Origin of the sequence: Synechocystis sp. LKSZ1, assembly GCF_040436315.1 — a bacterium.
Lineage (GTDB): Bacteria > Cyanobacteriota > Cyanobacteriia > Cyanobacteriales > Microcystaceae > Synechocystis.
Genome location: NZ_AP031572.1, coordinates 3,054,177 through 3,067,277, shown reverse-complemented (window position 1 = coordinate 3,067,277; position 13,101 = coordinate 3,054,177). Strand labels below are relative to the sequence as shown.

Below are 13,101 nucleotides of genomic sequence, written 5' to 3'. Positions count from 1 at the left end.
GGGAAATGAGGACAGATTGTCCATACTGAAAGACACCCAGTAGACCGCAATGCAATAGATTATCGCTTTTATTGCTTCATTCAAGATTGTCCAGATCCGCTAAGTCCTGCAATCGACCTGATGCTTTTTTATTTTTTTTTAAGTTATCTAAGTCGATAAAGTGAACAGGAATATTGTCAACAATGATTTCAGTTTTTGAAGGATAGCATATTTTGAAATCGATGCCGTCAGCGGTAGTAATCAAATCAATACGATTGGGAGGGTAGCCTAGTTGAATAACTTGATCAGGGGTCAGAAAGTCTTGGATAGATAGACCCAGGCTACCAAAACCAAATTGATCGAGGGCAATCATGATTTTATCGGCATTTTCTGGTGACATTTCTAACCAAATATCTAGATCTTTGGTGTAGCGGGGATGTCCATGAATAGCGACGGCATAACCACCAATAATCAGATATTTAACCTGATTAGCGTTTAATAATTGTATAAATTCTTTGAAGTCTGGGTTCAGCATTATATCTATATTGATGGTATTCTCGGCGGATTTGTTCTAGGGCCTCAAGGCGTTTTAGGAGAGGCTGACTTTGCCAGTAGAGAAAGTTACTAGTCTGCTGTTTAGTGGTCGTTCTATGAATAACTTTTTCCATATTTTTTCTGAATTGACACCAATTATTTTTGTCGAGTAGATTGCGGTAAATACAGAGTTTAAAAGCGCCAAACTAGCGGGGCCACTTGCAGACGGTGCCGCAAAAGCACTTTCTTGCGAGATCGTCACAGGCCTAGGAATACGAAATCACTAATATTCCTTCATTTTAACGGTAACGAGGGAAAACCCTGGCCCTCACTGCGGATCCGATCCCCCTAAACGAAAATAGGCCAGGGCCTCTAAAATACCCGCCGCATGGGAAGCCTGGGCATAGTAATGGTGGGTCTGGCCGTGGCGATGATACCAATGCAAGAGTTCCGCTTGGGCGTTGTTCACAATGACGCCGTAGGCCTCCCCGGTAAAGAGGCTAATGTCATTGCCGGAATCTCCGCAAACGAGCGTCTGCTGGGGACTAAATCCCAACTGTTTACGCAAGTACTGACTGGCATTGCCCTTATTGCCGTTGCGGGGTAAGAGATCCACATCCCGCCCACTGCTAAAAATAATCTGGGCTTGGAGTCGGGCCTGTTCCAATTGGTGTTGCAGGTCTTGAAGCACAGGGACTAGAGCCGGTGAGTCTAGGTAAAAGCTAATTTTCCAAGGATTTTGTTCCTGGGACGGTTGGGGCCGTAGTCCCGTCATCTGGGTTGCCAGATCAACGATGGCCTGCCGTTGCCACCCGATGGATAGATGCTTAGCCCAGATGGAGTCTAGCCCTTGGGGCCCGTAGATTTCACTGCCCACGGCGGTAATCCAATAGTCGGGTTCTAGTAGGCCGACTTCCGCCTGGAGATGCCGGGCCGAAGCATAGGAGCGTCCGGTGGCATAAACAAGACAGACCTCTCTGCGCCGAGCCTGGAGGTAGGCTTGGAGCCGTTGCTGGGCCCTGGGGTCTCCGACCCAAGTGTGGTCAAGGTCGGAAATCAGTAAAAAAGCCATGGTAATTACCCCCTAAAGCCCTTGAGTATGCTGGTTCAGCAGGGCCTGGGCCCTGGGTTTATAGAGCAAGTAGAAAAGGGATTCGACGTAGCGCAACATATCCTCCCGCTCTTCCCGAGAAACATAATTCCAGAAGCCGTAGATGCGCGATAGGGAGAGTAATTTGGTGGTATGAATTTTCCAGGTATAGGCACTATAGACGCGGTCGATGGCGGCCTGGGAAAGCTGGTGCCAATAGTCGGGGTAATGCTCACACTTTTGCACGAATTCCAGTAGGCTATCGGCGGTTTCTGGCCCCTGGGTGGGATTAATATAAAATCCGTTGACCTTGTCTTGAATAATTTCTAAAGGCCCGCCAAAACGGGTGGCAAAGGTGGGTAGGCCAGAGACCATGGCCTCGAGGATAGTCAGGCCAAAGGCCTCGAAGAGGGCCGGTTGCACAAAGACCCCCTGGTGGTCGGCGATGACGCGATAGACTTCGCCCGTATCAGCCTTAGAGAGTCGCACCCCTAACCAGCGCACCTTGCCCTGTAGGTGATATTGCTCGATTAAGCGATACATCTTTTCAATTTCACTGCGTTCCTCCGGGTCATCGGAATCCTCCGGACGCAATTTACCCGCCACCACAATCAGGTTGCAGACCTCCTGCAGGGCCGGGCTTTGAGCAAAGATTTCCACCAATCCCGTCAGGTTTTTAATCCGGTCTAGACGGGCCATAGAGAATAGGGGCCGTTTCCGGGGATCGGCAAGGTATCCCTGTACTTGCAAGGGGTCTTCTAGGCTAAAGAGGAGTTCCTCTAGACGACGGCGGTCTCCCGCTAGACGGTCTGCGGTGCGGGAAAACGGAAAGAAAACCGCCTCATTGACCCCCGGTGGCACGACATTAAACTTGGGGCTAAAGAGTTCAATGCCATCCACCACATGGTACAAGCCCGGCATGGTAAAGCATTTGTAGGACTCGTACTGGCCAACACTATCGGGCATACCGATAATTTCTTGGTAGGTACTGCTAACAATAAAATTGGCCGCGTTCATGGCAATCAGATCCGCCGTGAACTGGAGTGAAAAATGGTACTGACTTTCGAGGTCTTGCCAGTAGAGATTGCTAAATAAATACTTGGACTTTTCCAAGGCATGGGCAATATTGCATTGGGTAACCTTGAACTTGCGGGCCAGTAAAAAGGCCACCAAATTGCCATCGGAATAATTACCCACAATCAGGTCGGGGTGGCCCTGCAAATGGGCCAACAGGGCCTTTTCCGCATCAATTGCAAAGCTTTCCAGGTAGGGCCAAATTTTAAAACGGGAAATCCAGCCCTGGGTGACCGCCGCATTAAAATCCCGAAAAGGCACCCGCAAAATGGTGACATTATCAGTGCCGTAGACCTTTTCCAGGGCCTGGTTACAGCGGGTACCCTCATGGTCAGGAATCAGACGGGTCAGGATAACCACCTTGGGTTGAATCTTGAGCACATCCAGGCCGGCAAGGGTAATGTCTTCCTGTAGCTGTTGCTCTAGGCTCCGGGCCTGGTCGAGGACGTAAACCACCTGGCCACCGGTATCAGGACGGCCCAGCACCCCTTCTTGGCCAAACCAACCGTGGATAGAGACCAATACCAAGCGAAACATCATGGGAATGCGAGACAACAAGGCCTCTAGGGTCTGATGGTCGGGGGCATCGAGTAAGGCCTCCAGCAATTCCAAACTTTCCCGAATTCGACCCGCTGTATTACCCCAACCCGCTTCAATGCCCAAGACCTGGAGTTCAAAGCGGAAATTGGTGTAGGGTTCCTTGGCCCCATAGGCATCTAGGAAAAGAAGGGCTTCTTTGACTTGTTCCAAAAGTTGGAACTGGTTCGTGATGCGCTCGTTGATCAGCAATTGTGTACCGTTGTAGTGATGCAGACGGAGAAATTTGTACAAAGAGGCTAGCCACTGTGCCGGGTCTTGGAACAGTTTGCTGGAGAGATAGCGGTTGAGGAACTGCACCCCTTTGCCAATCTGCTTGTTGTCTCGAATCAGGGGAGAGTAGTCGTAGAAGGGATGGAAATCAATTTCAAAAATATCGCCTTCCTGGGGATTGTAATGGTTAACCAGGCGGTCGCGAATGTCCAACAGTTCAGGGATGGTGATGGGCTCGAGATCCAGATTCGTTGTGAGACGAACGGCCGTTTGACTGGCAATTTTAGGACGAAGGACAAAACAGGCACTTTCCGCTTCCAGAATAATTTCCTGGGTTGTGTCCAAAAGCTTAGCCAGGGAAGCATGGGGGATGAAGGCCTCCCGCTCTGGGAAACAGCGGCAACTGTCGTAAAAAACCTGAAGAATATCGTTGCGGAGCCAGTAGGTTTTGCCTTGCTGGCGGAGTTGCTGGAGAAACTCCCGTAGGGCCCCTTTTTCGGGGCCATCTAGAATAGTTTGCAGGAGAGTAGACATGGCAATAAAAAAATAAACAAAGCAAGCATTCCAGGGCTAGGAGGCTAGTCGCTGAGCTGGGACTACAGTCGAGGGAGCCTTCCGTCCCAAGGTCTGTAGCCATTGATCGAGGGCCTGACTCCCGGTTGGTTTAATGCCCTTACTCTCGATCAAGGCCTGGAGCTGGGCCGCCAACTCCGCAGAAAGCCCTTGGCCAATTCGGGCTGTCTTCAGGCTTTCCTTCAGGGTAAGGGTTTGATACAAATGCAAAACTTGGCGGGCCACACCATCGCAGCTAAAGTTCGCCTTGACCCACTGCTGGGCGGCGGTTCCGTAGGCCAAACGATGTTCAGGATTTTGTAAGAGACGGGTAATCGCCTGGGCCAGGGCGGAGACATCCCGAGGGGGTACTAAGCAACCTGTTTTATGGGGAATAACGGTGTAATTGAGGCCCCCCACGGCACTGGCAATGACGGGCGTTCCTGCGGCCATGGCTTCGATGGCCACCAGGCCAAAGGGTTCGTAGTAGCTGGGGACAATGCAGATATCCGCCGCCGCGTAGTAGGGCGGGAGCTGGGCCTGGTCAATCCGCCCGGTAAAAGTGGTCACATCGGCTAGACCCAATTCCGTCACCAAGGCTCGTATGCGTTCCTGCTCTTGGTTATCCTGGCCCCCCGGTCGGGCCCCACCGACGAGATAAAGCTGGTAAGGGTCTGACAACTGGGCACAGGCTCGCACCAAGGTTTCAATGCCTTTACGCTCATCAAAACGGCCCGCGTAGAGGAGGAGGGAACGTTGGGGGTCTAGTCCCAATTGCTGACGGGCCTCATACCGCGTCACCGCGCTAAAGTGTTGCGTATCAATGCCGCAGGGAATGACTTGTACCCGGCCATGGCGAGACAGAAGGCGACGCATATCCGCCTCTTCCTGGGGACTCGTGGCAATAATCCGGTCGGCTTGTTCCAGACAGGCCCATTCAACCCCATGGCGGACTGCCGCGATGGCCGGCGGGTCGGATAGATTTTGGTACTTAACGGCGCCAATGGAATGATAGGTATGAACCAAGGGTAGGCCCAGGCGAAACTTGAGTTGCAGACCGACCCACCCGGAGAGCCAATAGTTGGTATGGACTAGATTGTACCGTCGTCCCGAGCGTTGTTGAAAATCCAACCAGGCCGCTACAAAATCCGGTAAATATTCAAACAGTTCCGTGCGGGGAATAAACTGCGCCGGGCCTGCCGTTAGACGAATGGTGCGACAACCCGGAGCCAGTTCAACAATTTCTGCTTGGTCGGGGCTTTCCCGTCGCGTAAAAATATCAACCCGGGCCCCTTGTTGAGCGAGGCCCAGACCGAGTTGACGAACGTAAATATTTTGGCCCCCAGCCCCTTCCTTGCCGATATCGGCGGTGGGGTCACCATGAACTGAAATGAGCGCATAGGTCGGTAGACTGGCGCGGGGAGTAATCGTATTGACTTCTTCTAGGGAGGTCAAAAAGGATGCAATAGAACGGCTAATCATGGCATTTCACCTCAAATAGGATTATGGCCAGTTCTCCCGACAGGGTAAAACTGGGTAGAGGAGGGAGCCTCGCCTTTACCACGGCATGGGGGACTGAGTAGAAAAATAGTAAAAAAAGACTTATTTTGCCAAGGACAATCTGGCCCCGATGACTGAGAGCTCAGCCCATGGGGGCATCCCTGGGGGAGTGCCGCAGATATTCGTAGGGTTATAACGATCGGACAAGGCCCCGCAGAAGGGGGTCTAGAATGCAGCCCAAGGGAGATGCAGGGCTTCTAGCGCGGTAGAAGCGGTGTTAACAAACGAGGATGAGTTAAGTAAGGACAGTCCTGGGGACTGGTAAGGTGGACTCAAAAAACGAAGACCTTTTGACAGAAGGGTAGGCCCGGCCTCAAGCACCAATGGGTGGTCTTGGACTGTCATAAAATGGGCGACCCCGTCTAGCAGGAGATCTCGTTGGCAGTAAATCATCATTGGGACAGACTGGAGGAGCCCAGGCAAAAGCCGCGTGATGTATTTACCTGCGTATTATTATAACCGCTTTTTGAAAAATGCAAGTGCTACCAGATACATTTTTTTAAAATCCCTGCTTGGAAGGCTTACAGAACAAGCTTTTGGGAATTATCCCCCTGGGCCAGTTCATCAAAGGCCTGCCAACAGAGCCAGAGGGCCCGGGGGACATGGAAACAGCCCTTCCATTTTCCCCCCTTGAGATTGAGCAAAACCTCGCCCCGACGATTGAGATAGCCAAACCATTCCCCATATTCGGGATCGGGGAAATGTTGCCAGCTATAGTCATGCACTCGCTGATACCATTGCCAGCAGGCCGGCCGCCCCGTGAGTTGGTAGCCCAGGGCCAGGGCCACTAGGGTTTCCAGGTGAACCCACCAGAGTTTTTGATCCCATTCCAGTTGCTGGGGGGGATGACCTCGGCTATCCAGAAAGTAAAAAATACCGCCAAATTCGGTATCCCAGGCCCGTTCGAGGGTCGCCAAGACAATGTCCACCGCCTGTTCCATCAAGGCTGGGTTCTGCTGACGTTGGCCAATGGCCATCATGAACCACATGGCCTCAATGCCATGGCCAGGATTGAGGAGACGACCGTCAAAACAATCCACAAAACTGCCATCGGGGGCCACTGCTTCGCGCAGAATTTGCCGTTGGGGGTCGAGGAAATCAGTCATCACCTCCTGAACGGTGCTATGCAGGACTTCTTCTAGCGTACTAGAGGGCAATAGCCAGGCCATTTCTAGGGTTAGATTAGCCAGGATCATCGGGACAGCTAGGGATTTGAGGGGCCGCGTACCGGGATAGGCCTTGTTGTAGGGGCCCTTGGGATTGGCCTGGCGACGCAGAACATTCTGGTAGGCCTGAAGCGCGATGGCCTGAGCCTGTTCCTCCTGACTGGCCAAGGCATACTGGCTAAAAGCCATGGCCGCAAAACAGTCGGAAAAAATATTGTAGGGTTGCACCAGAGGCTGGCCCTGGCGATTGAGGGCAAAATACCAGTTGCCTTCGTCATCTCGACCATGGCGGGCTAAAAAGTTGGCCCCGTGGCGCGCTATAGCTAACCAATCTGCCCGCGCTTCGACACGATTGTACAGAGCCGAAAAAAGCCAGACTTGACGATTCTGTAACCAAATAAACTTGTCCGTATCAAACACCTGGCCCTGGCGGTCGAGGCAGGTAAAATAGCCCCCTTGGTCTTGGTCGAGGGAATGGCCCTGCCAGAAGGGCAAAACATCCGTTAAGAGAGCCGTTTGGTATTGTTGGGCCAGGGCCGCAAAGGTGGTGGAGTCGGGAGACAGCATCATCAGCAAGGAAAAAAGCTCTCCCCATTATCCCGCTAAGGGCCGGCCTTACTCGTTCATATTGCGGTAGGTGGCCACAGAGGAGGGGGAAATACTGTTGAGGTAGCGGAAAATCCAGTACTTAAAGACCGTATCCAGGATCACAGGAAAGGTGGCAATAAACAGAAAATTAAAGTCTCGATTTTCGGGCAGGCCAAAATGACGGGCAATACTTTCGAGAATCACTTCCCAACCGTGGGGAGAGTGGAAGCCCACAAACATATCGGTGAATAGAATAATTAAAAAGGCCTTGGCGGAATCACTTAGACCATAGACAATTTCGTCAATAAATTCCTTCAGAACTTCAATTTCTTCCTGGCTGGTCAACAGAACAATAACAAAGGCGATAAAGGAGAATAAATCTGCAAATATGTTAGCAATAGCATTACTACCTACATGGCGAAAGTTCTCGGCAATCTCCGCTGCTTTTTCCTTTAATTTCTCATTGCTTTCTTCGGGGGAGAGGGGTTGGCGAAATCCTAACAGGCCCTGAAAACGAAGGGAGTTTTCGTAATGCTGAAGCTCTGCCAGAGCCTCTTCTTCCATATTTTGATTGATAAACACAATTTCAGCGTGTTGCTCAAAGTAGGATTCCACCAGAGGCGTTAAAAAAAACGTTTTTGTCAACTGATGTACCAGCAGGGGAATAATCACCAGCATCAAGAGAAATTTGACAGATAGTGCTGTCTTATAGCGGGATTTCCGGTACTGATTTAAAACCTTGCGCTCGCTTTCTCCAGACTGGGGATTCATCTCCTGACGGAGGCGGTTAATAGTCCGCAGGAAAGAGCGAGGTAGGACGCCGGTTTTCCGGGAAGCACTGTCGAGTTTTTGGTTAGCTTCTTCCTGGCGTCGGTACTGAAAATCCTCCTTTTGTATCTGACGAGGAGTCCGTAGAGGAGGGCCAGCTTCGGTTTCCAGGGAAAGAACCGGTTCTATCGGGGAGCGCTCGTAGCGCGCCAGAACGGTATCAATAAACTGGAGTTTTTGCAGAATAACATCGGTTTCCGGGGCCGGCCCACCGTTGGCGACAGATGAAAAAAGACTCAGTCTTCCTCCTTTACGCAGGCCCTGCAAGTTCCGCTCGATCTGCTGGAGATGACGATTGGCTTCCGCCGTAAAGTAGGTGATCACACTGGTGCCGTACTGACTATTCCCAGGAGAGATTTTGTGGCCCTGAAAATGCTCATCTTCAATTTCTTTGATCTTGACGGCGGAGCGAAATGCTTTTTCCAGAGCCTGCTCTGAAGGGTTTGTTAACCACTGGGTCGCCTGGTTCCAAAAGGTATTCAATTTCAACACGATGGGTTAATGTCGGAATAGATTCAACGGCGGAGGGGCCCGGCCCCTAAACTCGCCCATGCTTCGTACGGATAAGACAAATCTTAGCAAATTCGATTCCGGAGGGTTGAGATTGCACCGAGCAATTTGGATTGAGGGGCCGACCCGCAGTGGCAAAACGCAACAATTAATCACGCTCATCCAGCAATGGTGTCAGGCAAAAGCTCCTCAGGAACTGGCCCTGGGACAACCCACCGCCTTATTATTAGTCGCCAATGGTGATAACCGGCGTCAATTGCTAGACCGTCTGGCGCAACAATGGGGAGATACCTTCGCGCCTCGTTGCTATACACCCCTGGGTTGGTTGCGGGAGGAAGTCTTACTCTTCTGGCCCCTGCTAGTGGAACAGCATCCGGGTCTTGGGGCCATTCCCTTGGTGTTGACCCTCCAGATGGAACAGGCCCTGGCGATACCCGTGTGGCAAGCGTTTTTTGACCTAGGAGAGGAAGACATGGGGAGTCCTGCCGAAGTCCGTCGAGTGCGGGAGACCCTCGATCTGATGCAGTTAGCCGGGGCGGCGGGCAAAGCCTTAGAAAGTCTTGAGGATTTGCTAACAATGGGCCTGCCCGATTATCTGGCCCAGGGCCTACCAGTGGCCCAACGCCAGGCCTTCTTGCTCCATTGGCGCCAGTGGTGTTGGCAACGAGGCTTTTTGCCCGATGGCATAACCCTAGAGTTCTATTGGCGCTTTCTGTTGCCCCATCCCCGTTACCAGGCCTCCTTAAAGGAACGTTTCGAGGCCCTGTTTGCCGATGACGTGGATGATTATCCGGCGATTATTGGTGATCTCTTTCGTCAACTGCGGCCCTGTCTCCACACCAGCGCCTTGACCTTTAACCGTGACGGGGCCGTTCGTCTGGGCCTAGATGTGGATCCCGAGGCCTTCACCGATTTAGCCACCTGGGGAGAACGCCTTGAGCTGGAGCAGGGCAATGGCCTGGCCCGCACTTTCGGGTCAACCCTATTGGCCTTGATCCAGAATCCCCAAACTAATGACCCCCTGCCTCCGGTCATCCAATCGATTCAGACTACTTCACGGGCCAACCTCCTGCGGGAAACGGCGGAATTTATCATCGAAGCGATCCAACAGGGCCAGGTTCAACCCCAGGAGATTGCCATCATTGCTCCCGGTCTGGATGAAGTGGCCCGCTATACCCTACTGGAAATTTTAGGCGCGGCTAAGATTGCCATTGCTCCCCTCAATGAACAACGACCCCTCAATAGTTCTCCGCTGATTCGGGCCCTGCTAACCTTGTTGGCCCTGGTATACCCTGGCCTCGGCCAGTGGGCCCTGCGGGATGAAGTGGCCGAAATGTTAGTCCTACTGAGTCAGTTTCCCCAAGTGACCCCGGCGGCCTCCCCCAGTGTCCAGGCCGCCATTGATCCCGTGCGGGCCGGCCTGTTGGCAGACACCTGCTATCAACTGAGCCCTGACCATCCCCGCCTTTTGCCAGAAACCAGCTACGCTCGTTGGGATCGTTTTGGCTATCGGGCCACCCAGGCCTATCAAAAGCTTTACCAATGGATCGAGCGCTATCGGCAAGATTGCCAGGGAACAACTCCACCATCACCGCTAGCCATCCTCTATCAGGCCATTGAGGACTTGGTTTTACCCAAATCTTGCCTGTCCTATGCCCAGGCCATGGAGTTAAGCACCCTCCAGAAAACCACCTATCACTTCCAACAAATCCAAGACCGTCTGCAAACAGAGCCCCCCTTGACCCAGGCCCAGCGGGCCGGACAATTAATCCAATTCATTCGCCAGGGCCTGGTTAATGCACCGTCTCGTCCTCCCCACTACTTTGACCACCCCCCCAACCAAGTCCTACTAGCGACGGTGTATCACTATCGTTCTCTGCGTCAGCAACATCGTTGGCAGATTTGGCTGGATGTGGGGGATAATCTCTGGAGCAAGGGCGGAGCGGCCAAGTTTGCGGCCCCCCTCTTTCAACGTTATCGGCCCCCTGGCCCTTGGACGGAAGCCGAGGAATTGGCCTTTAATCAGGATCGTTTTGAACGTCTGATTCAGGATCTGTTGGGCCGGGTCACGGAGCGCTTAATTCTTTGTCACAGTGATTTTGGCGTGCGGGGAACGGAACAAACCGGGGCTCTGCTGGCCCTTGTGCAACGCTCAGGCCTGGTCGAAGCCCAACGGAATTTGTCACTGGCCTAAGTAGTCTCTGATACTAACAGGGCCAATAATTCTTCCTCACTCAGCAATGTCAGGTTTAAGGCTTGGGCCTTGGCCAATTTAGAACCGGCATTTTCCCCCACCACCACGAAATCGGTCTTAGCACTCACGCTACTCGTTACCTTGCCACCGGCCTGCTCGATCAAAGTTTGGGCGTCCTGTCGCTTGAGAGTGGGTAGGGTTCCCGTCAGGACAAAGGTTTTGCCGGTTAGGGAACGGGGGGAAGCATTTTCTACACTGGTTTGGGGCCGGGCCAGGGTCAATTCCAGGGCCTCCAGATCCTGAAGTAATGCTTGATTCGCCGGACTGCGGAACCAATCAAAAACTGCCTGGGCAATTTCATCGCCAATGCCGTACACCCCAGCTAATTGAGCTACCGTGGCCTGGCCCAGGGCCGCCACCGAGGGGAATTGCTCCGCCAGAACCCGAGCATTGACTACCCCCACATGGCGAATGCCGAGGCCGTAGAGGACTTTTTCCCAGGGTTGCTGTTTACTGTCGGCAATGGCCTGAACCAAATTTTGGGCGGATTTTTCTCCGAAGCGCTCTAGTTGGGACAATTGGGATTCGGTTAACCGATAGAGATCCGCCAAGGAACGAACCAACTGATGCTGGAGCAGGGCCACTACTACTTTTTCCCCCAGGCCCCGGATATCCAGGGCATCCCGCGAGGCCCAATGCACTAGACTCCCCCGCAAAATGGCAGGACAGGAACTATTGATACAGCGGATCACAGCCTCGGTGGCCGGCCGGACGAGCAGGGAATTGCATTCGGGACAATGGGTCGGCATCTGAAAGGGCTGGGTTCCCGTGGGCCGGAGTTCCGATAAGACTCGGACAACTTCCGGGATAATTTCCCCGGCCTTACGGATGATTACCGTATCCCCGATGCGAATGTCCAAGGCCGTAATGCGGTCTTGGTTATGGAGGGTGGCCCGTTGTACCGTCGTACCGGCCAGTTGGACGGGGGCCATCACGGCCAAGGGCGTCACGGCGCCAGTTCTACCAACGTTGACCTGGATATCTTTAACGACCGTCGGAGCCTCTTCGGCGGGATATTTCAGGGCAATGGCCCAGCGGGGAAACTTTTGGGTAAAGCCGAGGCGTTCTTGCAGGGCGTAGTCATTGAGCTTCACCACTACGCCATCGGTCATGTAGGGGAGCCGTTGTCGGGCCCCTTCCCAATCCTCAAAATATTCCGTCACCACCGTCAGGTCTGGGCAGAGTTGGCAGTGGGGATTGACCACAAAACCGGCTTGCTTCAAGTATTCCAGGGCCTGCCATTGACTAGTAATCTGTTCTTCCTGGCCAGGTAGATGCAGGGTGTAGGCAAAAAATTGGAGACGCCGCTGGGAAACAATTCTAGAATCCAGTTGGCGTAAGGTCCCCGCCGCCGCATTGCGGGGATTGGCAAACAGGGCCTCGCCGGCCTGTTCTCGTTCCTGATTAATGCGATGAAACTCCGCTAGGGGTAAAAAGGCCTCACCCCGGACTTCCACAATGGGGGGAGGGGAGTCTAGGGCCAACCGCAGAGGAATGGAGCGAATGGTTCTCAGGTTTTGGGTAATCTCTTCGCCGGTCGTACCATCACCTCTGGTCACCCCTTGCACTAAAACTCCAGCCTCGTAGGTCAGGGCAATGGCCGAACCATCAATTTTGAGTTCGCAAACATACTCCGCGTCCGGAACATCAGGGGCCAGGCGTTGCCAGCGTTCCTGCCATTGGCGCAATTCCGGGAGATTAAAGGCATTTTCGAGGCTGTAGAGGGAAATGCGATGGCGGACGGAGGTAAATTGACTCGCGGGTCGTTCTCCAACCCGTTGGGTCGGACTATCGGGGGTAATCCACTGGGGGTACTGACTTTCTAGGGCCTGGAGTTCCCGATAGAGTTGGTCATAGACGCTGTCCTCCATAATGGGCGCGTCTAGAACATAGTAGGCATAGCTAGCCTTTTGGAGTTGTTGCCGCAACTGGGCAAGGCGTTGAGCTGGTTCTAGCACCCCTAATTTCCCCTCGTGAATGGTCTGTGGCCGGTAGAATTGGGCGGCAAGCTTAGGCATAGTCCGAGAGACGTTGCTTACCTTGGCCATTATCCTACGATGGAATCCGACTCACGTTTCTCTCGGTTTCCAGGGGCAGATTAGAGAAAATTAACGCATAATAAGGTTTATGATTGGCGACGAATGCAGAAAAACGTA

Annotated in this window: 8 protein-coding genes; 1 reads left to right on the top strand and 7 read right to left on the bottom strand. The window is 52.9% G+C overall.

The features are described from left to right. Positions 1–76: 76 nt before the first annotated feature. From ABXS88_RS13900 to ABXS88_RS13875, 6 genes are all read right to left on the bottom strand, one after another. Entirely contained in the window at positions 77–514 is a 438-nt protein-coding gene (locus ABXS88_RS13900) for a hypothetical protein (RefSeq protein WP_353672642.1), read from the bottom strand. A 327-nt stretch (positions 515–841) separates the two neighbouring features. Continuing rightward, positions 842–1,585, bottom strand: a complete 744-nt coding sequence (locus ABXS88_RS13895; RefSeq protein WP_353672641.1) for a sucrose-phosphate phosphatase — start codon at positions 1,583–1,585, stop codon at positions 842–844. 12 nt (positions 1,586–1,597) lie between these two features. After that, a complete protein-coding gene (locus ABXS88_RS13890) occupies positions 1,598–4,021 on the bottom strand; it encodes a sucrose synthase (RefSeq protein ID WP_353672640.1) in 2,424 nt (807 codons plus the stop codon). Between the two features lie 36 nt (positions 4,022–4,057). Further along, entirely contained in the window at positions 4,058–5,521 is a 1,464-nt protein-coding gene (locus tag ABXS88_RS13885; RefSeq protein ID WP_353672639.1) for a glycosyltransferase, read from the bottom strand. Positions 5,522–6,120: 599 nt separating this feature from the next. After that, complete coding sequence (locus ABXS88_RS13880; protein WP_353672638.1) at positions 6,121–7,335, bottom strand: AGE family epimerase/isomerase; 1,215 nt, start codon at positions 7,333–7,335, stop codon at positions 6,121–6,123. Between the two features lie 45 nt (positions 7,336–7,380). Then, a complete protein-coding gene (locus tag ABXS88_RS13875) occupies positions 7,381–8,670 on the bottom strand; it encodes a proton extrusion protein PcxA (protein ID WP_353674827.1) in 1,290 nt (429 codons plus the stop codon). A gap of 115 nt (positions 8,671–8,785) precedes the next feature. Here ABXS88_RS13875 and ABXS88_RS13870 point away from each other — a divergent pair, with 115 nt between their 5' ends. Then, entirely contained in the window at positions 8,786–10,885 is a 2,100-nt protein-coding gene (locus ABXS88_RS13870) for a hypothetical protein (RefSeq protein WP_353672637.1), read from the top strand. On the opposite strand, the gene ligA is transcribed toward ABXS88_RS13870, so the two are convergent. Continuing rightward, positions 10,882–12,963 (bottom strand): NAD-dependent DNA ligase LigA, encoded by a 2,082-nt coding sequence (gene ligA, locus ABXS88_RS13865; RefSeq protein WP_353672636.1) that lies wholly within the window; start codon positions 12,961–12,963, stop codon positions 10,882–10,884. The genes ABXS88_RS13870 and ligA overlap by 4 nt on opposite strands. Between the last annotated feature and the right edge of the window lie 138 nt (positions 12,964–13,101).

Excerpts from the sequence above, each read along its gene's own strand:
- ABXS88_RS13900 (WP_353672642.1), bottom strand. The coding sequence starts at position 514 with ATGCTGAACCCAGACTTCAAAGAATTTATACAATTATTAAACGCTAAT.
- ligA (WP_353672636.1), bottom strand. The coding sequence starts at position 12,963 with ATGCCTAAGCTTGCCGCCCAATTCTACCGGCCACAGACCATTCACGAG.
- ABXS88_RS13890 (WP_353672640.1), bottom strand. The coding sequence starts at position 4,021 with ATGTCTACTCTCCTGCAAACTATTCTAGATGGCCCCGAAAAAGGGGCC.
- ABXS88_RS13885 (WP_353672639.1), bottom strand. The coding sequence starts at position 5,521 with ATGATTAGCCGTTCTATTGCATCCTTTTTGACCTCCCTAGAAGAAGTC.
- ABXS88_RS13895 (WP_353672641.1), bottom strand. The coding sequence starts at position 1,585 with ATGGCTTTTTTACTGATTTCCGACCTTGACCACACTTGGGTCGGAGAC.
- ABXS88_RS13880 (WP_353672638.1), bottom strand. The coding sequence starts at position 7,335 with ATGATGCTGTCTCCCGACTCCACCACCTTTGCGGCCCTGGCCCAACAA.